The organism is Aliiroseovarius sp. (genome assembly GCF_965228805.1).
In the GTDB taxonomy this organism is placed as follows: Bacteria; Pseudomonadota; Alphaproteobacteria; order Rhodobacterales; family Rhodobacteraceae; genus JASBTN01.
Genome location: NZ_CBDDIE010000003.1, coordinates 4,073,133 through 4,092,971, shown reverse-complemented (window position 1 = coordinate 4,092,971; position 19,839 = coordinate 4,073,133). Strand labels below are relative to the sequence as shown.

Sequence of the window (19,839 nt, the reverse complement as noted above, 5' to 3'; positions counted from 1 at the left end):
CCGGGGCGCGCCTTTTGCTTTGCCCGGGCTTGTCCGAGGCCAAGAGGAATTGCCCTTGATAGCGCTACCCTTATCCCTAGGATGCCGCTCATGACCCAGAGCTCCCCCTCCGCCGACCGCGCCCTTCTGACCCGCCTCTTCGACGCCGCCATCGCCGCCGCCGACCCGAAACAGGCGCTGGCCGCCCATCTGCCCGCCCGCCCCAAGGGCCGCACCGTGGTGATCGGCGCGGGCAAGGGGGCGGCGCAGATGGCCGCCGCCTTCGAAGAGCTCTGGGACGGTCCCGTCGAGGGCCTGGTGGTCACCCGCTATGGCTACGGCGCGCCCACGCAGCACATCCGCGTCCTGGAGGCCGCCCACCCGGTGCCTGACGCAGCCGGTCTTGCGGCCACCCAGACGCTGTTCGACACGGTCCGCGACCTCACCTCCGACGACCTGGTGGTGGCGCTGATCTGCGGTGGCGGCTCCGCCCTGCTGCCCAGCCCGCCGGACGGGTTCACGCTCCAGGACGAACAGGCGCTGAACCGCGCTCTCCTGGCCTCCGGCGCGCCGATCTCGGCGATGAACGCGGTGCGCAAGCATTTCTCGGGCATCAAGGGCGGGCGCCTGGCCGCCGCCTGCGCACCTGCGCGTGTGGTGTCGCTGGTGGTTTCCGACGTGCCCGGCGACGATCCGGCCCAGGTGGCCTCCGGCCCCACCGTGCCCGATACAACCGACCAGGCCGCGGCCCTGGCCGCCATCGACGCCCACCGGATCGACCTGCCCGAGACGCTCCTGACCCACATCCGCAGCCACGCCGCCCCCGACCCGGCAGACCCGGGTTTCGCGGGCAACGAGGTGCATGTCATCGCCTCCGCCGCCCTGTCTCTGGAAGCCGCCGCCAAAACCGCCGAGGCTGAAGGCCTGCCCGCCGTGATCCTGTCCGACGCCATCGAAGGCGAGGCGCGTGAGGTGGCCAAGGTGCACGCGGCCATCGCACGCGAGGTGGCCTCCAAGGATCGCCCGTTTGCCAAACCCCTGGTGATCCTGTCCGGCGGCGAAACCACCGTGACCCTGCGCGGCGAGGGCGGCAAGGGCGGACGCAATACCGAGTTCCTGCTGTCCCTCGCGCTGGAGGTCGAAGGCACGGCCCTGACCGCCCTTGCCGCCGACACCGACGGGATCGACGGCTCCGAGGACAACGCCGGGGCCTTTGTCGATGGCACCACCACAGCGCGGATGCGTGTGGCAGGCGTGGACCCGGCCGGGATGCTCGCGCGCAACGACGCCTTTACCGCTTTCCAGGCGACGGGCGATCTGTTTTCCCCCGGTCCGACAGGGACGAATGTCAATGATTTCAGAGCGATCCTGATCCGCTAACGCACCGATCCCCTAAGGGTCGGGGCAGGGCCCTGTGCGCACGGCCCTTGGGGTGCTTGTCGCGAGGGATCACTTGCGCAGCTTCTCGCGCGCACGGTGCGACTTTAGCCAGGCGTTGAAATACTGTGCCGCGCGGGCCTCCCCGCCCAGACGAGACGGCGCGGTCACCGCCTGCCATTCTGTCTGATCGCCCCGCTCAAGGGACAAAGCCAGCCACAAGGGTCGCGGCCCGTGCCGATGTTCGGCCTGTCCCTGCACCCCGGCCTTGGCCACCGCCTCCAGCGGCAGCACCACCTGGCGCCATCGGCCCAGGGCGAGCTGGCGCACCTCTACTGTCCCGGCGGTGACATCCACCTCCAGCCGCAAGGGGCGCACGAAATAGAGGATCATGAACAGGCAACAGCCCATCCCCACCAGCATCGGCACCGCCATGCCCGGCGTCTCACCTCCCAGCGCCCGCACCGCGCCCGAGGCACAGATCACACCGATGAAGGCAAACAGCAGGAAGAACAGCCAGGGACGGTCGACAACAACAAGTCTCTCGGGCGTATTGGTCTGAAGGCGCATGAAAATCCGGGTCTGAAATCACTCCGACCACAGTCCCGTGCGTATCGCCGCCTGTCAAGCGCGCCCCGCCATTCGCGCGCGAATGGCCCGCCCGGCGGGGCTCGATGCCGCGCCGGGCGGGTTTGTCTGCAAACTCAGCTGGCGAAGCTCTTCTCGATCCGGTCCAGCGTCTCCATCGCGCTCACCACATCCGTGACGCAGCCATTGGGCTTGCGCCCTTCCTGAATGGCCGCCACGAACTCCCGGTCAATGAGCTCGATCCCGTTCGACGACACCGCCACGCCCGACAGGTCCACCTGGTTGTCATAGCCGTCATAGAGGTCATCGTAGCGCGCCACATAGGTGCCCTGGTCGCAGATATAGCGGAAATAGGTGCCCAGCGGCCCGTCATTGTTGAACGAAAGCGACAAGGTGCACAGCGCGCCCGAGGGCACTTTCATCCCGACTGTCATGTCCATCGCGATGCCCAGGTCCGGATGCGCAGGGCCTTGCAGCCCGAAGACCTCCGACGCGGTCTCTCCGGTCTGATACTGGAACAGGTCCACCGTGTGACAGGCGTGGTGCCACAGCAGGTGATCGGTCCAGCTGCGCGGCTCGCCCTTGGCGTTGGTGTTGGTGCGGCGGAAGAAATAGGTCTGCACGTCCATCTGCTGAATTGTCAGCTCGCCCGCGTCGATCTTCTGTTTGATCCACTGGTGCGAGGGGTTGAAGCGGCGCACTTGCCCCGCCATAGCGACCCGCCCGCTGGCCTTCTGCGCCGCGACCACGCGCTCGCTGTCCTCCAGGCTGTCGGCCATCGGGATTTCCACCAGCACGTGCTTGCCCGCCTCCAGGCAGGCCACCGCCTGATCCGCGTGCATCTGCGTGGGCGTGGACAGGATCACCGCATCCACGTCGTCACGCGCGATGCATTCCTCCAGCGTGGTGCCCGCGTGGCCGATGCTGCGCTCGGTTGCCAGCGCTTCGATCTTGGCCTTGGTCGGCCCCATGACCGAGGTCACCTCGACCCCGTCAATTGCGGCCAAAGCGTCCAGATGTTTCAACCCAAAGGCGCCATAGGCGCCCGCCACACAAATCCTCATTGGATCTTCCTTTCCTCAAGTGCAGCCAGCAGCGCATCGGCCCTGGCGCAGAAATCCTCATCCGTGGAGAGCTGACCCAGCTGCCCCACCGTCTCCGCCCAGGCCGCAGTGGCCCGGCTCATTCCGTTGTCCAGCCCCAAGGCACCCACGGTCGTGGCCACCTCGCGCATTTCAGCCGCGCGGCGCGTCCCGTGGGTCGTCATGCGTTCGAAGTTGTACGCCGCCTTCGCTGCCCAGTCCCAGCCGGGGTGCGAAGCATCGAGCGAGGCGATCACCTGATCCGCCACCCCCGCCTTCTGTGCGGCCAGCAGGCTTTCCAGGCAGAGCGCCTCGATCCCCTTCACCATGACCGAGCGCAGCATCTTCACCGCGCAGGCCTGCCCGACCTCATCGCCTGCCACGCCGGGCGACATGCCCAGCGACTGGCAGAAGGCCCGGGCGTCTTCGGCATGCGGCCCCGCCAGCAACACCGGAACCCTGTGCAGGCGCGGATGCACCGGTGCCATGATCGCCATGTCCACATAGCGCCCGCCCGCGGCTTCGATCACCTCGGACGCGGCCCGTTTCGTCTCCGGCGCGCAAGAATTGCCATCCAGGTAGAGCGTGCCCGGCGTGATATGGGCCGCTTGCGCACGGGCCGCCGCCCCCGCCTGATCCGCCGTCACCAGCGACACGAGGGGGTGCCCCGCCAGCCCCTCCGGCCCGTCACAGCCGGTGATCTGCGCGCCCGCATAATCCGCCCGTTTGCCCGCCGCATCCGGCCCATCCGTCTTGATGTCAAAGGCGCGGATTTCAAGCCCCGGCGCCTCGCGCCGCCAGCCCCGCGCAAAGGCCTGGCCCGCTTCGCCGAAGCCGATCAATGCGATATGTGCCGGGGGCTGGGTCATATCCCCTTCCTACGCGGGCGGGCGTGGAGCGGGAAATTCATTGCCCTTCCAAGCCATTCGTTTTCCCTATAGCAGTCCGCGCCGCCTCGCGGATCAAGTCCAGAAATCGCGCCTGTGTCGGGGTCGGGCTCCAGCCCCGCCGCGTGGTCAGCCCAATCGGCCGCGCGCTGCCCTCCAGCGGCACGTCCAGGGGCACCATCAGCCCCTGCGCCCGCTCCGCCCCGATCTGGTTGAGCGAAATAATGGTGACGTAATCGCCCCGCGCCAGCAGCCCCCGCACCATCACCATGGAGGACGACACCACCCGCACCGGCGTTTGCGGCAGCTCGTCAATGCGCAGCACCTGGTGCAGGTAGCTGCCCGCCGGCGTGGTGATCGGCGGGGCAATCCACGGATAGTCCAGCGTGTCCTCCAGCCGCAGGCCGGTCCGTGCGGCCAGCGGATGACCCGGCCCGACCACCAGCGCCAATGGGTCATCGAACAGCACTTCCTGCACCACATCGTCTGTCGGCACCGGATCGCGCAACGCGCCGATCAGCAGGTCCAGATCACCATGGCGCAAGCCTTTCAGCAGCTCACCATAGGGCCCATCCACATTGCGCAGCTGCACGCCCCGGCGTTCCGCCAGCAGCCGGTGCATCGCCTCCGGCAGGATTTCCGCCCGCGAGAGCGGCATCGAGCCAACCGCAATCCGTGTGCTGTCACGCCCCTTGAGCGCGGCCAGTTCCGCCTCGCCCTGCCTCAACTCGGCCGCCGCCAGTTTCACCGCCCGCGCCAGCAGCTCGCCGGGTTCCGTCAACTCGATCCCGCCACGACGTTGCGCAAACAGCGCAATGCCCGCAAGCTTCTCCAGGTCCCGCGCGGCCCGGTGGATCGATGGCTGCGAAATCCCCGCCGCCCGCGCCGCCAGGCTGAAACTGCCCGCATCCCCCACCGCCACCAGCGCGCGCAGCTGCGCCGCCGTGACGCGGGCGTGAAACCCGGGATCGGGCCGCGCCCCTTCCAGCGCCCCACGCCGCCCGGCCAGGCGCACCGCCTGTTCCGCGCCCTCCTCCAACAGGGCAAACAGTGCCTCGATCCGTGCGGCATAGAGCGTGCCGGGTTCGGTCAGGAACATGCCCTCGGGCCGCCGGTCGAAAAGCTGCGCGCCCAGGCTGCGCTCAAGCCCGGCAATCGCCTGGGTCACGGCGGGTTGCGACAGGTGCACCGCCTCGGCGCCTGCGCTGATCCCGCGTAGGCGCGCGGTTTCCCTGAAGGCTTTCAGGTGGCGAATGTTTGGAAATTCCACAGTCATGTCAGCGCCTTGTGGTCCGTCGCGGGGAGGGTGTGCAACCCCTTATAGGCATATCTTATACCACCCGGCGGGGATTGAAATGGTGCTTGGCCCGCCCCGGGCCTAATCTCGGATCAAAGCGTAGAAGAGGCCCACCCATGACCGACAGAAAAACCGCCCTCGTGATCTCTGCCCATGCCGCCGATTTCGTCTGGCGCGCGGGCGGCGCCATCGCCCTGCACCAGGAGCTGGGCTACGAGGTGACAGTCGCCTGCCTGAGCTTCGGCGAGCGCGGCGAAAGTGCCAAGCTGTGGAAGCAGGAGGGCATGACGCTGGAGCGCGTGAAAGACGCCCGTCGCGAGGAAGCCCAGGCCGCCGCCGACGCGCTGGGGGTGCGCGACATCCGCTTCCTCGACCTCGGCGACTACCCGCTGCGCCTCGATCGTGAGGCCCAGGACCAGATGGTCGATATCATTCGCGAGGTGCAGCCGAAGTGGATGATGAGCCATTCGAAATGGGATCCCTACAACACCGACCACATGAACACGACGCAGTTCGCGCTGGAATGTCGCATGATCGCCCAGGCCTGGGGGCACAATCCCGGGCAGAAGGTGCTGGGCGCGCCGCAGCTCTACCTGTTCGAGCCGCACCAGACCGAGCAGATGGGCTGGAAACCCGACACCTTTCTCGACATCACCCCGGTGTGGGAGAAGAAGAAGGCTGCGATCCACTGCATGCAGGGGCAGGAACACCTGTGGGAGTTCTACACCAACGTGGCTCGCAACCGCGCCAACCACTTCCGCCGCAACTCCGGCGGCATGGCGGGTGGGCGCAAGGCGGAATACGCGGAAGGCTTCGAAAGCATCTTCCCGCAAACCGTGGATGAGCTGGCATGAGCGTGCAACCGGGAACCACGGGCCTCGTCGTCCAGAACATCGAACGGGCCGATGCCGCCGTCGTGGATGGTTTGGCCGAGCTGGGCGTTGCCACCGTGCATGAAGCGCAAGGGCGCAAGGGGCTTCTGTCCGATTACATGCGCCCGATCTACGCCGGTGCCCGGGTGGCCGGGTCCGCCGTGACCATCCTGGCCCCGCCCTGCGACAACTGGATGATCCACGTGGCAATCGAACAGCTGCAGCCAGGGGACATCCTTGTGCTGGGCACCACCTCGCCCTCGAACGCCGGTTACTTCGGCGACCTGCTGGCGACATCCGCCCAGGCGCGTGGTTGCCGCGGGCTGGTGATCGACGCAGGCGTGCGCGATGTGGCCGACCTGACCGAGATGGCGTTCCCGGTCTGGTCCAAGGCGGTGTTTGCCCAGGGCACGATCAAGGAGACGCTGGGCTCCGTGAACGTGCCGGTGGTCTGCGCGGGCGCCCTGGTGAACCCCGGTGATGTGATCGTCGCCGACGACGACGGGGCCTGTGTCGTGCGCCGCGAGGAGGCGGCCCAGGTGCTGGAGAAAGCCCGTGCCCGTGAAGCCAATGAGGCCGCCAAACGCGCCCGGTTCGAGGCTGGTGAGCTGGGGCTGGACATCTATGACATGCGCGGGCGCCTGGCCGAGAAGGGGCTGAAATATGTCTGAGGGGTGGGGATATGTGGTTTCGAATTGCTTGCGCAATCCGAGCTTGATGAGTGGGTCGAATTGCTTGGCAATCCGACCGGGGCGAGGGGGCGCTGCCCCCTCGCGCTCCCCCGGGATACTTGTGGAAAGATGAAAGGGAAGGTCAATGTCTGACGGGGTGCGCTGCATGTGGATGCGGGGCGGGACCTCGAAGGGCGGGTATTTCCTGGCCGCGGATCTGCCCGGCGACCCGGAGGCCCGCGATGCCTTTCTGTTGTCCGCCATGGGCAGCCCGGATCCACGCCAGATCGACGGCATGGGCGGGGCGGATCCGTTAACGTCGAAAGTGGCGGTCGTTAAGACATCTGAACGTGACGGCGTGGATGTGGATTACCTGTTCCTGCAGGTCTTCGTTGATCGGCCGGTGGTCACCGACGCGCAGAACTGCGGTAATATCCTGGCCGGTGTCGCACCTTTTGCCATCGAACGCGGGTTGGTGTCGGCCAGGGACGGCGAAACTCCGGCGGTGATCTTCATGGAGAACACCGGTCAGGTGGCCGAGGTCACGGTGCAGACGCCGGGCGGCAAGGTGCGCTATGATGGCGATGCGGTGATTGACGGCGTGCCAGGGACTGCCGCGCCCGTACCGATTGCCTTTCGCGACACCGCCGGGTCGTCCTGCGGCGCGCTTCTGCCAACCGGGACTGCCCGCGATCTGGTCGCCGGGGTGGAGGTCACGATGATCGACAACGGCATGCCCTGCGTGCTGCTGCGCGCCGCCGACATGGGGATTTCCGGCGACGAGGATCCGGCGGATTTGGAAGCAGATAAGGCCCTGCGCGCCCGGCTGGAGGACATCCGCCTGGCCTGCGGTCCCCTGATGAACCTGGGAGACGTGCGCGACAAGTCCGTGCCGAAAATGACAATGATTTCAGCGCCCAAGGCGGGGGCGATTGCCACGCGGACCTTCATCCCGCACCGCTGCCACAAGGCCATCGGCGTGCTCGGCGCGGTCTCGGTCGCCACCGCCTGCCTGATACCGGGCAGCGTGGCCGAGGGGCTTGCGAAGGTGGGCGAGGGGGACACCCGTGCCCTGTCCATCGAACACCCGACCGGCGAGATGACCGTGCTCGCCACACTCGAAGGTGGCCAGGTCACACGCGCCGCAATCCTGCGCACCGCGCGCAAACTGATGGATGGAGAGGTCTTCGCATGACCCAACCCATGGACCCTGATTGGCTGGTCTTTCACCCGGCCCCGAAGAAACCGGACTTCCAGCTGCCCCCCGGCGCGGTGGACGCCCATTGCCATGTCTTCGGCCCCAGCCCGGAATTCCCCTTCGCGCCCGAGCGCAAATACACCCCCTGCAATGCGGGCAAGGACCACCTTTTTGCCCTGCGCGACCACCTGGGATTTGCCCGCAACGTGATCGTCCAGGCGACCTGCCACGGTCGTGACAACCGCGCCATGATGGACGCCTGTCGCGCCGCCGGCGACCTCGCACGCGGTGTCGCCAGCGTTGGTACCGAAGTGACCGACGCCGAACTGGTCGAGATGCACGAGGCTGGCGTGCGCGGGGTGCGATTCAACTTCGTTAAACGCCTGGTGGATGCCACGCCGAAACAGGTCTTCATGGGGATCGCCGAGCGGATCGTCAAGCTCGGCTGGCACATCGTGGTCTACTTCGAAGCCGCCGATCTGGAGGAGCTTGTGCCCTTCCTTGAAAGCCTTCCGACGACGATCGTGGTCGATCACATGGGGCGACCTGATGTCACAAAAGGAACATCTCATCCGGATTTCCAACGCTTCCTACAGATAATGCAGGACAATTCGAACATCTGGTCAAAAGTGACCTGCCCGGAGCGGCTGAGTGCCGAAGGCCCACCCTACGCCGACGTCGTGCCCTTCGCCGCCGAGGTTGTGCGGCACTTCCCCGACCGGGTGCTATGGGGCACGGACTGGCCGCACCCGAACATGAAATCACACATGCCCGACGATGGCGCCCTGGTGGACTGGATCCCCCTGATCGCACCGACGCCGGAGCTGCAACACAAGCTGCTGGTGGAAAATCCCATGCGGCTCTACTGGACCTGAGGAGGGGACGATGGATTTCGACGACTTCGACCACCACACGCCGATCGAGGGCACCACGCTCTTTGACGGCAAGATGGCGATGAAGGGCTATGCGCTGAACAAGATGTGCTATTCCTTCAATGGCGCTGAGGCCCGCCAGGCCTATCTGGACGACCCGGAGGGTTACATGGAAAGCTTCGGCCTGTCAGACGAACAGAAGCAGGCCTGTCGCGACAAGAACGTGCTGGCGATGATCGCCGCGGGCGGTAACATTTATTACCTCGCCAAGTTCGCCGGGATCTTCAAATTGTCGGTCCAGGATGTGGGCGCGCAGCAGACCGGCATGACGGTCGAGGCCTTCAAGCAGAAACTCGTGGATCAGGGGAAGTAACATGGCCAAGATCTTGGGTGGTATCACCACATCGCACATTCCCGCCGTGGGCAACGCAATCGCCAACGAGCTGCAGGACGATCCCTATTGGAAGCCGTTTTTCGACGGCTACCCGAAGATTCACGAGTGGCTTGCCGACAACAAGCCGGATGTCGTGATCAATATCTATAATGACCACGGGCTGGGCTTCTTCCTTGATAAGATGCCGACTTTTGCCATCGGGGCGGCGCATGAATACAAGAACGAGGATGAAGGCTGGGGCATTCCGCAGCTTGACCCGTTCCCCGGCGCGCCCGAGCTGAGCTGGCATATCATCGAGGGTATGGTCGAGGATGAGTTTGACATTACCTCCTGTCAGGAACTGGCGGTGGACCACGGGTTCGTCGTGCCGATGCAACTGTTCTGGCCCGGTGCGCCGCACCGCCCGGACATGCCCAAGGCGATTCCGATTTCGGCCAACACCGTGCAGCATCCGATCCCGACGCTGAACCGCGCCCTTAACTTTGGTAAATCCCTGCGCAAGGCGATTGAGTCCTTCCCCGAGGACCTGAAGGTCGTCGTGCTGGGCACTGGCGGCCTGTCGCATCAGCTTGATGGTGAACGCGCGGGGTTCATCAACAAGGAGTTCGACATGATGTGCATGGAGAAGATCGTGTCGGCGCCCGAGGAGCTGACCAAGATCTCACGTCACGAGCTGGTCCGTCAGGCCGGGGCCCAGGGGACCGAGTTCCTGATGTGGATGATGATGCGCGGTGCGTTGGGCGACAAGGTGACCGAGCTCACGCAGAACTATCACATTCCGATCTCGAACACCGGGGCGGGCACGATGCTGCTGGAATGTGCCTGAGCGGGGTTTAACATCTTTAAACATGCCTCGTTTGAAGCGTTAAACTGTTTAAATATCGGGGTCTGGAGGCGTTAAGGACTTTAACCTTTCGCCTCCAGCGCCCGGCGGAACTCCCGCGGGCTCTGCCCCGTGGCCCGCGCAAAGACCCGGCTGAAATAGGCCGGGTCATTGTATCCCAATTGGTAGCCAACCTCCTGGATGGACAGGTTCGAAAAGGCCAAGTTGCGTCGGGCTTCGCGGATGATGCGTTCCTCGATGGCGGCCGAGGCCGGTCGCCCCGTTGCCGCACGCATCACCCGGCTCAGATGGGTGGGGGTCACCGCCAGCTCTCGGGCATAGTCGGCCACGCCCAGGTGGTCGCAATAATGCTCCTCGATCAGCGCCTCGAAACGGTGTTGCAACCTCGTGTCGGGACGCAGGGTGTCCGCGGCCTTGCGGGCCAATTCCCGGGCCACCAGGCCCAGGAGCAGGGTCGACAGGCTGCGCAGGATATGCGCCCGGGCAAATCCGCGGGTCGGGTACTCGGCAAAGATGCGGCGGGTCAATATTTTGATATCATTTGTGGATTTCAGAATGGCGGGGCGGGAAAGCACCGGTCGCAACCCCTCGCCATCGCGCAGGGTCTGGTCCAGAAGTTCCGAGGCCAGCGTGACCACCCAGCCCTCCGTGCCCGGCTCGAACCGGAAGCCATGCACCACCCCGCGCGGCATGTTGACCAGGCTGCCGGGGGGCAGAGGATGCGGGGCTTCTTCGATCAGCGCCTCGCCGCTGCCACGTTCCAGCAGCAATACCTGGTGCAGCCGGGCGTGACGATGCGGCTTGAATTCCCAGTCATGTACCACCGAACGTGCTTCGATCGTTTCGCAATGCACCACGTCGGGCAGGTCGACATCCTCGCCAAAGAGGTTGAATGTTTCGATCCGGTCCATGTTCGATATATACCAGAAGTGGCTGGATGTATCCATTCAAATCTGCGCGACCCGGGCGCAGGATGGGGTCAAAGAGGAGAACAGCGCCATGAAGACGAAAGTCGGCATCATCGGAGGCGGCCCGTCCGGCCTTATGCTTAGCCAATTGCTTGATTTGAAAGGGATTGACAACGTCGTCCTGGAAAAACACACCCGCGATTACGTGCTGGGGCGCATTCGCGCCGGCGTGTTGGAGCACGGCTTTGCCGAGCTTATGCGCGAGGCGCAATGCGGGGAACGCATGGATGCCGAGGGCGAAATCCATGAGGGGTTCTATATCGCTGAAAACAATGAAAAAAAGCGCGTCGACTTGGCGGGCCATACCGGCGGGAACTCGGTCGTGGTCTATGGCCAGACCGAGCTGACCCGCGACCTCTATGATGCGCGGGCGGCAATGAACGGCAAGGTCATTCACGAGGCGCTGGACGTCAAACCCCATGATATCAATACGAAAAACCCCTATCTGACATACCGCCAGGGGGACGAAACCTTTCGCATCGACTGTGATTTCATCATCGGTGCGGACGGGTTCCACGGGGTTAGCCGCAAGTCGATCCCCAAGGACGTTCTGAAGGAATACGAGAAGGTCTATCCCTTTGGTTGGCTTGGGGTTTTGTCACGCACCAAGCCGGTTTCGCCCGAGCTGATCTATGCCAAATCCGACCGCGGTTTTGCGCTTTGTTCACTGCGCAGCCAGGTGCTCAGCCGCTACTATATCCAGGTGCCGCTGACCGACAGCACGGATGACTGGTCTGACGAAGCCTTCTGGGATGAACTCAAGGCGCGGTTGCCTGACGACGTGGCGGCCAACCTGGAAACCGGCCCCTCGATCGAGAAATCGATCGCGCCGCTCAGAAGTTTTGTCGCGGAACCAATGCGTTACGGCAACATGTTCCTGGCTGGCGACGCCGCGCACATCGTGCCGCCCACCGGCGCGCGGGGGCTGAACTCGGCGGCCAGCGACATCTATTACCTCTACCACGGGCTGGTGGATCATTACCTGAAGGGCGATGACACCGGCCTTGACAGCTACAGCGACCGTGCGCTGGCGCGGGTTTGGAAGGCACAGCGGTTCAGCTGGTGGATGACCACGCTGCTGCACAGCTTCCCGGATGCGATTCCCTATGACCGGAAGCTGCAACAGACTGATCTGGAATATCTTTTCAGCTCCGAGGCGGCGATGACCTCGCTTGCTGAAAACTACGTCGGCCTGCCGTTCTGAGGACTTGACCCATGTCATGGCGGGGCGCTCGTAGTCCCGTCAGTATGCGCCCAGAGAGACGCAAAGGGGGAAAGACCCATGTACAAGAATATCCTGGTCGCCGTGGCCCTGGACCATGACCGTGATTCCAACGAAGCTCTGAACATCGCCAAGGCGCTGGGCGAGCCGGATGCGAAGATCACCGCGCTGCATGTGATGGAAGAAGTGCCGTCCTACGTGGCGCAGTACCTGCCGGTGGGCCAGCTGGAAAGCAATGTGCACGAGTTGGAAGCGCGGCTGAAATCCGAGCTCTCCGGACGCAACGGGATCGAGGTTGCGGTGGTCTCGGGCCATGCCGGTCACACCATCGTCGACTGGGCCGCGCATCATGACATCGACTGCATCGTCGTCGCCTCGCACCGCCCGGGGCTGCAGGATTATTTCCTGGGCTCGACCGCGGCACGTGTCGTGCGCCATGCCCCTTGCGCCGTGCATGTGCACCGCTAATCTATTGAAACAGTGAAGAAAAAGGCGGGCCTTGTGGTCCGTCTTTTGTGTTCCTACATGGGGGGAAACCAGAGAAGGAGCGCTGAGGTATGAAATGTCCGATCGACCAGACCGAGCTGTTGATGACCGAGCGCCATGGGGTCGAGATCGACTATTGTCCCAAGTGTCGTGGCGTCTGGCTGGACCGGGGAGAGCTGGACAAGATCATCGAGATGTCCACGCCCGAAGTCGCCCTGGCGAACCCTGATCCGGCGCCGGAACCTGTGCGTGAACCCCCTCGCGGTGAACCCAGATACGAGGAACCGCGGTACGAGGACCGGCACCGCGAGGACCGGTATGATCGGCGCGAGGATCGCCGCGATGATCGTTATGACAACCGCGACGCGTACAAATCGGCCAAACGTTACAAGAAGAAGCGACGCAAATCCTTCCTTGAGGAAGTGTTTGACATCTTCGACTGACGGGCCCTCTGGCCTTTTGCCCGGACGGTGCTAGGCTGAACCTGCGCGAGCCAGTAGCCAGCGGAGGACCTCATGCCCGTCATCAAGAAAGACGCCGATCTTCAGACCGTCATCACCACCTATGAAGTGACCCCCGGCACCTGTGCCGACCTGTGCGAGGAAATCCGCGTGGCCTGCAACGAGTTCATCTCGAAACAGGAGGGGTTCATCGGTGCGGCCCTGCATGTGAACGACGCGCAGACGCGCATTGCCTCCTATACGCAATGGCGCACGCGGGATGAGTTCATGCGCGTTCTGCGGTCCGAGGAGATGCGGGTTTATCACCGCAAATTCAACACCTTGTCCAAGAACTTTGCGCCGGTGCTCTATGATGTCGTGATGGTCTCGGACGGATGAGTGACCTGCCGGTCATTGGCGCGCAGCTGTCGGTGCTGGATCTGGGCCGACACCGCGACTGGCTGTTTGCCAAGGACCGGGATCTTGAGCTGCCGGAATTCTGCATGGGCGACATCCTGGCCCACCCGGCCCCCTTCATCGAGATGGCGCAGAAGGCGCTCGACGGCTGGCACGGGCGGCTGGGCATTCACGGGCCTTTCGCCGGGTTCGAGCTGGACGTGAAGGACCGCGAAATCCGCCCCGTCGTGCAGCGCCGTATCGACCAGGCGCTGGATGTCTGTGAGGCGCTGGGGGCGGTGCAGATGGTGCTGCATTCGCCCTATGATCGCTGGGACGCCTGCAATCTGGACCGCACGCCCGGCGAGCGGGCGAAGCGGATCTCGGCCATCCTCGATACGCTGGAACCGGCGCTGATCCGGGCGCGGGACATCGGTGTGCAGATCGTGCTTGAGAACATCCGCGACACGGATCCGGCCGATCGTCTGGCGGTGGTCGCGGCGGCGGATACGCCCGCCCTGGCTTTGTCGGTGGACACGGGCCACGCCCATTGGGCGCATTGGGTGGACGGCGCGCCGCCAGTGGATCGCTTCATTTCCTCGGCCGGAGCTCGGCTTGGCCATGTGCACTTGCAGGACACCGATGGCTGGGCCGATCGCCATTGGCCGCTGGGCGAGGGGAACATCGTCTGGCCCGCTGTTTTCAAGGCGCTGGCGGGCTGTGATGCGCAGCCCCATCTGATCGTCGAGATCAATGAGTTCGATAAGGTCGAGGATAGCGTCGCCCATCTGGAGGCGCTGGGCCTGGCGCAGTAGCGGGCGGCTGCGTCGCATGGATTTTTCGGCCGAAATCGGCTAACATCCTGTCAGTAATTGAGGAGGAAAACATGCGGTATTTCAAAAGCATGGCAATCGCAGCGGCGTTTCTGGCCGCGATCCCCACGGCAAGCCTGGCGCAGGAGCTGATCGGCTCTTACGTGGCCTATATCGGGCGCGAGGACCTGTATAACTCCAAGGGTGCGCGGCTGTCCGAACCCTGGCAGATCATTCGCCAGGACCGGGCCAATTTCCATCGCTTCGGCATCCAGCACGCGGGCGATGAATGGGATTCGTTCTTCGGCGATCTGAACAACCGCGCGGCGATGGAGCGCATGATCATGAACGGCTACATCAACCCGGTGGCCGCGCGCGATATCGTCTCGGGCGGGGCCACGGTGGTGGTCGAGATCTGGGGCCATGGCAACACTGGCAGTTCGGTGCGCGTGGACGTCTACCGCTGAGGGCGGATGAGGTACCAGGCCAGCGCCGGAACCTCACGCAGGCACATTTTCAGGAACCGCCAGGGGCTGCGTCCCTTGAGCGGCGGGGCGGCACCCACTGCCCGCATCCCCAACCGCTTGGCCACCAGCCGTGCACGGGGCAGGTGATAGAGGTCGGTGACAATCACCACCGGCCCGGCCGGATTGTCCAGCAGAGGCTGCGAGAAGGCCAGGTTCCGGGCCGTGGAGGTCGAACGGTCCTCCAACCGAATGGCGTTTGCAGGTACGCCCAGATGCACGCAGATATCCCGGATCACTTCGGCTTCGGACGGCGGATGCCTGCCCACACCGCCCGAGGCAATGATCCCGCCGACCTGCCCGTCCAGATACAACCGCGCCCCACGCTCCGCCCGCAGGCGCAACGTGGGCGACGGCACCCCGCCCGGCCAGACGGCGGCACCAAGGATGATGGCGGTGGGTTTCGAGGCGGGTTTCGTCATGGCGCGAGGGTAGGGGGCGCAGCCGGGGAGGGCAATGCGAGAAGCCGCGCGCGCGCCCGACCTCGGGTGGGCGTCGCTACAGGTATGGGGAGTGCTTTATGGTGCCGAACACTTGCCCGGTCAATTGGGCCCAAAACGTCCCCGAAGCGCCCTCCCATCCGGGAGGTCGGGCGCTCGCGTGGCGAGCCCTCAAACTGTTACAATGAATAAAGCCCGTTTCCCTCGGTCTAGTTGGGAGGGCGGTGCTTGGTTCTACAAGTCTACCCCTTCGACGGCCTCAATATCCCACAACTTGCAGCTCTTTCTTTCCTCCGCGTCTAGGTCATGATCGCACCAAGGGTTCTCAGTTACAGGACTTTCTTCAAACTCAATTCGTATGGATACATCGGAATCTTTGCCAGGGAATACCCAGGTTTGGGATTGCCCTCTGAACACACTCTCCTTCCCATCGGCGTCGTAGTTTTTGACAACAACGGATACCCTTGTGACGATGAGGTCGTCGTTCTTGTTGTGGAGCGTGGCTTCCAAATGAGTAGGTGTAACTACGCCTCTGCCTTCCACTTTGTAGTCCGCCCGTGGCAATCCATGCTGGTGTTTTCGAATGCAAACGTCCTTTGTTTCAGTTTCAGAGAGTAGTGATGAGGCGTGTGTTTTCAGGCATGCATCGACGCCGGTAACTGAGCCAAAGTACATCTTTTCTTTTATGTTTGACAAAGGATTACACGCCGCGAGCGCGATGGAAACAGCTGCTAGAAAAGCTAATCTGGTAGCGGACAAATTTGGCACCGCGCACCCCATTCAATGAGTCTTTGGTGGCATTCTATGTCTGCGATTTCACACCGTCCACTATCTTCCTCGACGCCCCGCCCGTTGCCCCGGCTTCCCGGCCGTAGACCGCCCCTTCGGCTCCGACGCCGCCTCGACAGCCGATTGCCGCGCCAGCGGGTCGTCGGCGACGGCCAGTTCCACCGCCTCCAGCCGGTGGACCTCGTCGCGGAGCCGAGCGGCTTCTTCGAATTCCAGGTTCTCGGCCGCCTTGCGCATCTCGGCGCGCAACCCGTCCAAGTGGGCCATCAGGTTGGCGCCGACCATCGGTTTGTCGACCTTGGCGGTGACGCGGTTCATGTCGACATCGCCTTCGTAGAGCCCGGCCAGAACGTCCTCGACATTCTTCTTCACCGTCTCGGGGGTAATGCCGTGTTCGAGGTTGTAGGCCTGCTGTTTTTCACGCCGCCGGTTGGTTTCGGAGATTGCGCGTTCCATGGAACCGGTCACACGGTCGGCATACATGATCACGCGGCCTTCGGCGTTGCGCGCGGCGCGGCCGATGGTCTGGATCAGCGAGGTTTCCGAGCGCAGGAAGCCCTCCTTATCCGCGTCCAGGATCGCCACCAGCCCGCATTCCGGAATGTCCAACCCTTCGCGCAAGAGGTTGATCCCGACCAGCACGTCGAAGGCGCCCAGGCGCAAATCGCGAAGGATTTCAATGCGTTCGATCGTGTCGATGTCCGAGTGCATGTAGCGCACGCGAATGCCCTGTTCGTGCAGGTATTCGGTCAGGTCCTCGGCCATGCGTTTGGTGAGGGTCGTCACGAGCGTGCGGAAGCCGGCCTCGGAGACGTGGCGCACCTCGTCCAGCAGGTCGTCGACCTGGGTTTCGACGGGGCGGATTTCAATCACCGGGTCCAGCAGCCCAGTGGGGCGGATGATCTGTTCGGCAAAGACGCCGCCGGATTGTTCCAGCTCCCAGCCTGCGGGCGTGGCCGAAACGAAGACGGATTGCGGGCGCATGGCGTCCCATTCCTCGAACTTCAGCGGGCGGTTGTCCATGCAGCTGGGCAGGCGGAACCCGTGTTCGGCCAGGGTGAACTTGCGCCGGTAGTCGCCCCGGTACATGCCACCGATCTGCGGCACGCTGACGTGGCTTTCGTCGGCAAAGACGATGGCGTTGTCGGGGATGTATTCGAACAGGGTAGGGGGCGGTTCACCCGGCGCGCGGCCGGTCAGGTAACGCGAATAGTTCTCGATCCCGTTGCAGAACCCGCTGGCTTCGAGCATTTCCAGGTCAAAGCGGGTGCGTTGTTCCAGCCGCTGGGCCTCCAGCAGCTTGCCCTCGTCCTCGAGCTGTTTCAGACGTACGGCGAGCTCTTCCTTGATGCTGGTAATCGCCTGTTTCAGGGTCGGCGTGGGGGTGACATAGTGGCTGTTGGCATAGACGCGCACCTTTTCCAGGGTGTCCGTCTTGGCGCCGGTCAGCGTGTCGAATTCAGTAATGCCTTCAAGCTCTTCGCCGAAGAAGCTCAGCCGCCAGCCGCGGTCTTCGAGGTGGCTGGGCCAGATTTCCAGGCTGTCGCCGCGCACCCGGAACGAGCCGCGCTGGAAGGCGTTGTCGTTGCGCTTGTATTGCTGGGCGACGAGGTCCTTCATGACCGAGCGTTGATCGTATTCCTCGCCGACCAACAGGTCCTGGGTCATCGCCGTATAGGTCTCGGGCGAGCCAATGCCGTAGATGCAGCTGACCGAGGCCACGATGATCACGTCATCGCGTTCCAGCAGCGCCCGGGTGGCCGAATGGCGCATCCGGTCGATCTGTTCGTTGATCTGGCTTTCCTTCTCGATGAACGTGTCCGACCGGGGCACATAGGCCTCGGGCTGGTAATAGTCATAATAGCTGACGAAATATTCGACCGAGTTTTCCGGAAAGAAGCCCTTCATCTCGCCATAGAGCTGTGCGGCCAGCGTCTTGTTCGGGGCCAGGATGATGGCGGGGCGCTGGGTCTCTTCAATGACCTTCGCCATGGTAAAGGTCTTGCCGGTGCCGGTGGCGCCTAGCAAAACCTGGTCCTGTTCGCCCGCGTTGACCCCTGCCGTAAGTTCGGCAATCGCGGTGGGCTGGTCGCCTGCCGCCGTGAAGGGCGTGTGCATGACGAAGCGTTTACCGCCTTCCAGTTTCGGGCGGGCCTGGGGCGCGATGGTGGGCGATGTCAGCGGGCTGTCGGTCATGACTGATTCCTTCAAAGGCCCCCTAAAGATGATCGCTTTTTGTTCGCGCGCAAGGGGCTGCCGCGAGGTCACGGTGGCCTGTCCTGTCAGGGGCTGTCAGCATGGCGCGCATGACGGTCTGGAATTGGCCCGGTGCGGGCGAAAAGGCGTGGTTTTACGGGGGGAATGGTTTTCCCCTGGGCTTCTACGAGCCGCTGATGGGGCGGTTGGCGGGGCGGTTTGCGCTGTCCGGTCTGCACAACCGGGCCTGTTGGCCGGGCAGCCCCGCGCCCGGGCAAGGCGACGGCTGGCGGCGTTACGGCGCCGACCTGGCCGGGGCGATCCGGGCGGAGGGCCCGGGGGTGATCGGCATCGGCCATTCCATGGGCGCCTGTTCCATGGTCCTGGCGCAGCGGGCGGACCCGTCGCTATTTCGCGCGCTGGTGCTGGTGGAACCGGCCATCGTTTCCGCCCACGCGGTGCGGGTGGCCAAGGTGCTGCCGAAATGGGCCGGGCGCTTCGTGAAACCGGTGCGCGCGGCGCGGGATCGGCGGGACGTTTGGCCGGACAGCGCGGCCTATCTGGCCGAGATGCAGGCCCATCCCGCCTTTCGCCGTTTTGACGCCGAGGCCTGGGCCGCGGTTTCGGCCCATGGGACCGTCGCGAACGGGCAGGGGGTAGCATTGGCCTTTCCCAAGACCTGGGAGGCGCATAACTTCTTTCATGCCGAGGCGGTGTTGGCGGACATAGAAGCGCTGGATATCCCCGTGGCGGTGATCCGCGGGCGGCCCAGCTATTTCTTTCCTGAACCGATGTGGAAGGACCTGCAGCGCGTGCGGCCTGATATCGTCACGCTCGAAGATCCGGATTTCGGCCATCTTCTGCCGATCGAGGCGCCGGGATCGGCATATCACCTCATCGAAACGGCGCTGGACCGCCTGTCCGCTTGACGCTTTCCGTCCGCGCTTTGCATCAGGGGGCAACGCACCAAAGGAGAGCAGAATGGTCACCATCCGACGCGCCCAGATGAAAGATGCCCCGGCCATTGCCCGGCTGGTGGAGGCGTTGTTGACGGAGCTTTCAGGTGAAGAGGTGGCCCCTCTGGGCCCGGTCTCGCGCCAGCTCCTGGCCGGGCAGCAGGTGATCGGGCTGTTGGCCGAGGCGGACCGGCGCGCGGTCGGGGTGATGATGCTGAACCGCTGCGCCGCGATCTATGCGGGCGGGGGATTTGGCGAGATCTCCGAGCTCTATGTCGAACCTGCGTTTCGCTCGCGCGGGGTGGCAGCGGACTTGTTGAAACATGCTCGTGAAGTGGCTCGGCGCGAGGACTGGACCCGGCTGGAGGTCGGCGCCCCTGCGCAACCCGCTTGGGCGCGCACTCTTGCCTTTTACGAACGCGAAGGGTTTGCCGAGGTCGGCCCCCGCCTGCGCTGGCTGCCCGAATGAGCGGCATCTGGCCTCTCCCCATTTCTGGGGAGGTGTGTCAGGGCACGGTTGCATGGTAAACAAACCGTGCAACTGCTGCG

22 protein-coding genes are annotated in these 19,839 nt (G+C 64.2%); 15 read left to right on the top strand and 7 right to left on the bottom strand.

Features of this window, described 5'->3' with window-relative positions:
• Window positions 1-90 precede the first annotated feature (90 nt).
• Window positions 91-1,359, top strand: coding sequence for a glycerate kinase type-2 family protein (locus ACO07D_RS21225; protein WP_421704924.1), 1,269 nt, complete (start codon window positions 91-93; stop codon window positions 1,357-1,359).
• A gap of 69 nt (window positions 1,360-1,428) precedes the next feature.
• Here ACO07D_RS21225 and ACO07D_RS21220 read toward each other — a convergent pair whose 3' ends face one another.
• The 4 genes from ACO07D_RS21220 to ACO07D_RS21205 all read right to left on the bottom strand — a co-directional run bounded on the left by ACO07D_RS21220 (window position 1,429) and on the right by ACO07D_RS21205 (window position 5,189).
• Window positions 1,429-1,926: a hypothetical protein gene (locus ACO07D_RS21220; RefSeq protein WP_421704923.1), complete on the bottom strand. Its 498-nt coding sequence runs from the start codon at window positions 1,924-1,926 to the stop codon at window positions 1,429-1,431.
• Between the two features lie 134 nt (window positions 1,927-2,060).
• Window positions 2,061-3,008, bottom strand: coding sequence for a Gfo/Idh/MocA family oxidoreductase (locus ACO07D_RS21215; RefSeq protein WP_421704922.1), 948 nt, complete (start codon window positions 3,006-3,008; stop codon window positions 2,061-2,063).
• Window positions 3,005-3,895: a DUF1932 domain-containing protein gene (locus ACO07D_RS21210; protein WP_421704921.1), complete on the bottom strand. Its 891-nt coding sequence runs from the start codon at window positions 3,893-3,895 to the stop codon at window positions 3,005-3,007. The genes ACO07D_RS21215 and ACO07D_RS21210 overlap by 4 nt, the downstream gene beginning before the upstream one ends.
• 37 nt (window positions 3,896-3,932) lie before the next feature.
• Window positions 3,933-5,189, bottom strand: coding sequence for a LysR family transcriptional regulator (locus ACO07D_RS21205; RefSeq protein WP_421704920.1), 1,257 nt, complete (start codon window positions 5,187-5,189; stop codon window positions 3,933-3,935).
• Between the two features lie 137 nt (window positions 5,190-5,326).
• On the opposite strand from ACO07D_RS21205, the gene ACO07D_RS21200 reads away from it, so the two are divergent.
• The 6 genes from ACO07D_RS21200 to ACO07D_RS21175 all read left to right on the top strand — a co-directional run bounded on the left by ACO07D_RS21200 (window position 5,327) and on the right by ACO07D_RS21175 (window position 10,043).
• Window positions 5,327-6,064: a PIG-L deacetylase family protein gene (locus ACO07D_RS21200; protein ID WP_421704919.1), complete on the top strand. Its 738-nt coding sequence runs from the start codon at window positions 5,327-5,329 to the stop codon at window positions 6,062-6,064.
• The gene (locus ACO07D_RS21195) at window positions 6,061-6,753 is read left to right on the top strand and encodes a 4-carboxy-4-hydroxy-2-oxoadipate aldolase/oxaloacetate decarboxylase (protein WP_421704918.1); all 693 of its coding nucleotides are present in this window, start codon (window positions 6,061-6,063) and stop codon (window positions 6,751-6,753) included. The genes ACO07D_RS21200 and ACO07D_RS21195 overlap by 4 nt, the downstream gene beginning before the upstream one ends.
• Window positions 6,754-6,898: 145 nt before the next feature.
• Window positions 6,899-7,948: a 4-oxalomesaconate tautomerase gene (locus tag ACO07D_RS21190; RefSeq protein WP_421704917.1), complete on the top strand. Its 1,050-nt coding sequence runs from the start codon at window positions 6,899-6,901 to the stop codon at window positions 7,946-7,948.
• Window positions 7,945-8,826 carry an amidohydrolase family protein gene (locus tag ACO07D_RS21185; RefSeq protein ID WP_421704916.1) on the top strand — a complete coding sequence of 294 codons (882 nt, stop codon included), beginning with the start codon at window positions 7,945-7,947 and terminating at the stop codon, window positions 8,824-8,826. The genes ACO07D_RS21190 and ACO07D_RS21185 overlap by 4 nt, the downstream gene beginning before the upstream one ends.
• Window positions 8,827-8,836: 10 nt before the next feature.
• A complete protein-coding gene (locus tag ACO07D_RS21180; protein WP_421704915.1) occupies window positions 8,837-9,196 on the top strand; it encodes a protocatechuate 4,5-dioxygenase subunit alpha in 360 nt (119 codons plus the stop codon).
• A gap of 1 nt (window position 9,197) precedes the next feature.
• The gene (locus ACO07D_RS21175) at window positions 9,198-10,043 is read left to right on the top strand and encodes a class III extradiol dioxygenase family protein (protein WP_421704914.1); all 846 of its coding nucleotides are present in this window, start codon (window positions 9,198-9,200) and stop codon (window positions 10,041-10,043) included.
• 80 nt (window positions 10,044-10,123) lie between these two features.
• Here the strand turns inward: ACO07D_RS21175 and ACO07D_RS21170 are convergent, their stop codons facing one another.
• Window positions 10,124-11,008: a helix-turn-helix domain-containing protein gene (locus ACO07D_RS21170; RefSeq protein WP_421704913.1), complete on the bottom strand. Its 885-nt coding sequence runs from the start codon at window positions 11,006-11,008 to the stop codon at window positions 10,124-10,126.
• Between the two features lie 52 nt (window positions 11,009-11,060).
• Between ACO07D_RS21170 and pobA the strand changes: the two genes are divergently transcribed.
• From pobA to ACO07D_RS21140, 6 genes are all read left to right on the top strand, one after another.
• A complete protein-coding gene (pobA, locus tag ACO07D_RS21165; protein ID WP_421704912.1) occupies window positions 11,061-12,233 on the top strand; it encodes a 4-hydroxybenzoate 3-monooxygenase in 1,173 nt (390 codons plus the stop codon).
• 78 nt (window positions 12,234-12,311) lie between these two features.
• Window positions 12,312-12,719: a universal stress protein gene (locus tag ACO07D_RS21160; RefSeq protein ID WP_421704911.1), complete on the top strand. Its 408-nt coding sequence runs from the start codon at window positions 12,312-12,314 to the stop codon at window positions 12,717-12,719.
• 89 nt (window positions 12,720-12,808) lie between these two features.
• Window positions 12,809-13,180 carry a zf-TFIIB domain-containing protein gene (locus ACO07D_RS21155; RefSeq protein ID WP_421704910.1) on the top strand — a complete coding sequence of 124 codons (372 nt, stop codon included), beginning with the start codon at window positions 12,809-12,811 and terminating at the stop codon, window positions 13,178-13,180.
• Between the two features lie 72 nt (window positions 13,181-13,252).
• Entirely contained in the window at window positions 13,253-13,576 is a 324-nt protein-coding gene (locus ACO07D_RS21150; RefSeq protein ID WP_421704909.1) for an antibiotic biosynthesis monooxygenase family protein, read from the top strand.
• Window positions 13,573-14,388, top strand: a complete 816-nt coding sequence (locus ACO07D_RS21145; RefSeq protein WP_421704908.1) for a sugar phosphate isomerase/epimerase family protein — start codon at window positions 13,573-13,575, stop codon at window positions 14,386-14,388. The genes ACO07D_RS21150 and ACO07D_RS21145 overlap by 4 nt, the downstream gene beginning before the upstream one ends.
• Window positions 14,389-14,459: 71 nt before the next feature.
• Window positions 14,460-14,852 carry a hypothetical protein gene (locus ACO07D_RS21140; protein WP_421704907.1) on the top strand — a complete coding sequence of 131 codons (393 nt, stop codon included), beginning with the start codon at window positions 14,460-14,462 and terminating at the stop codon, window positions 14,850-14,852.
• Here the strand turns inward: ACO07D_RS21140 and ACO07D_RS21135 are convergent.
• Together ACO07D_RS21135 and uvrB are read right to left on the bottom strand one after the other, a co-directional pair.
• Complete coding sequence (locus ACO07D_RS21135; RefSeq protein WP_421704906.1) at window positions 14,843-15,331, bottom strand: YdcF family protein; 489 nt, start codon at window positions 15,329-15,331, stop codon at window positions 14,843-14,845. The genes ACO07D_RS21140 and ACO07D_RS21135 overlap by 10 nt on opposite strands.
• 846 nt (window positions 15,332-16,177) lie before the next feature.
• Window positions 16,178-18,334, bottom strand: coding sequence for an excinuclease ABC subunit UvrB (gene uvrB, locus ACO07D_RS21130; RefSeq protein WP_421704905.1), 2,157 nt, complete (start codon window positions 18,332-18,334; stop codon window positions 16,178-16,180).
• A 101-nt stretch (window positions 18,335-18,435) separates the two neighbouring features.
• On the opposite strand from uvrB, the gene ACO07D_RS21125 reads away from it, so the two are divergent.
• Window positions 18,436-19,263, top strand: coding sequence for an alpha/beta fold hydrolase (locus ACO07D_RS21125; RefSeq protein ID WP_421704904.1), 828 nt, complete (start codon window positions 18,436-18,438; stop codon window positions 19,261-19,263).
• 52 nt (window positions 19,264-19,315) lie between these two features.
• Window positions 19,316-19,759 (top strand): GNAT family N-acetyltransferase, encoded by a 444-nt coding sequence (locus ACO07D_RS21120; RefSeq protein ID WP_421704903.1) that lies wholly within the window; start codon window positions 19,316-19,318, stop codon window positions 19,757-19,759.
• Window positions 19,760-19,839: the final 80 nt, after the last annotated feature.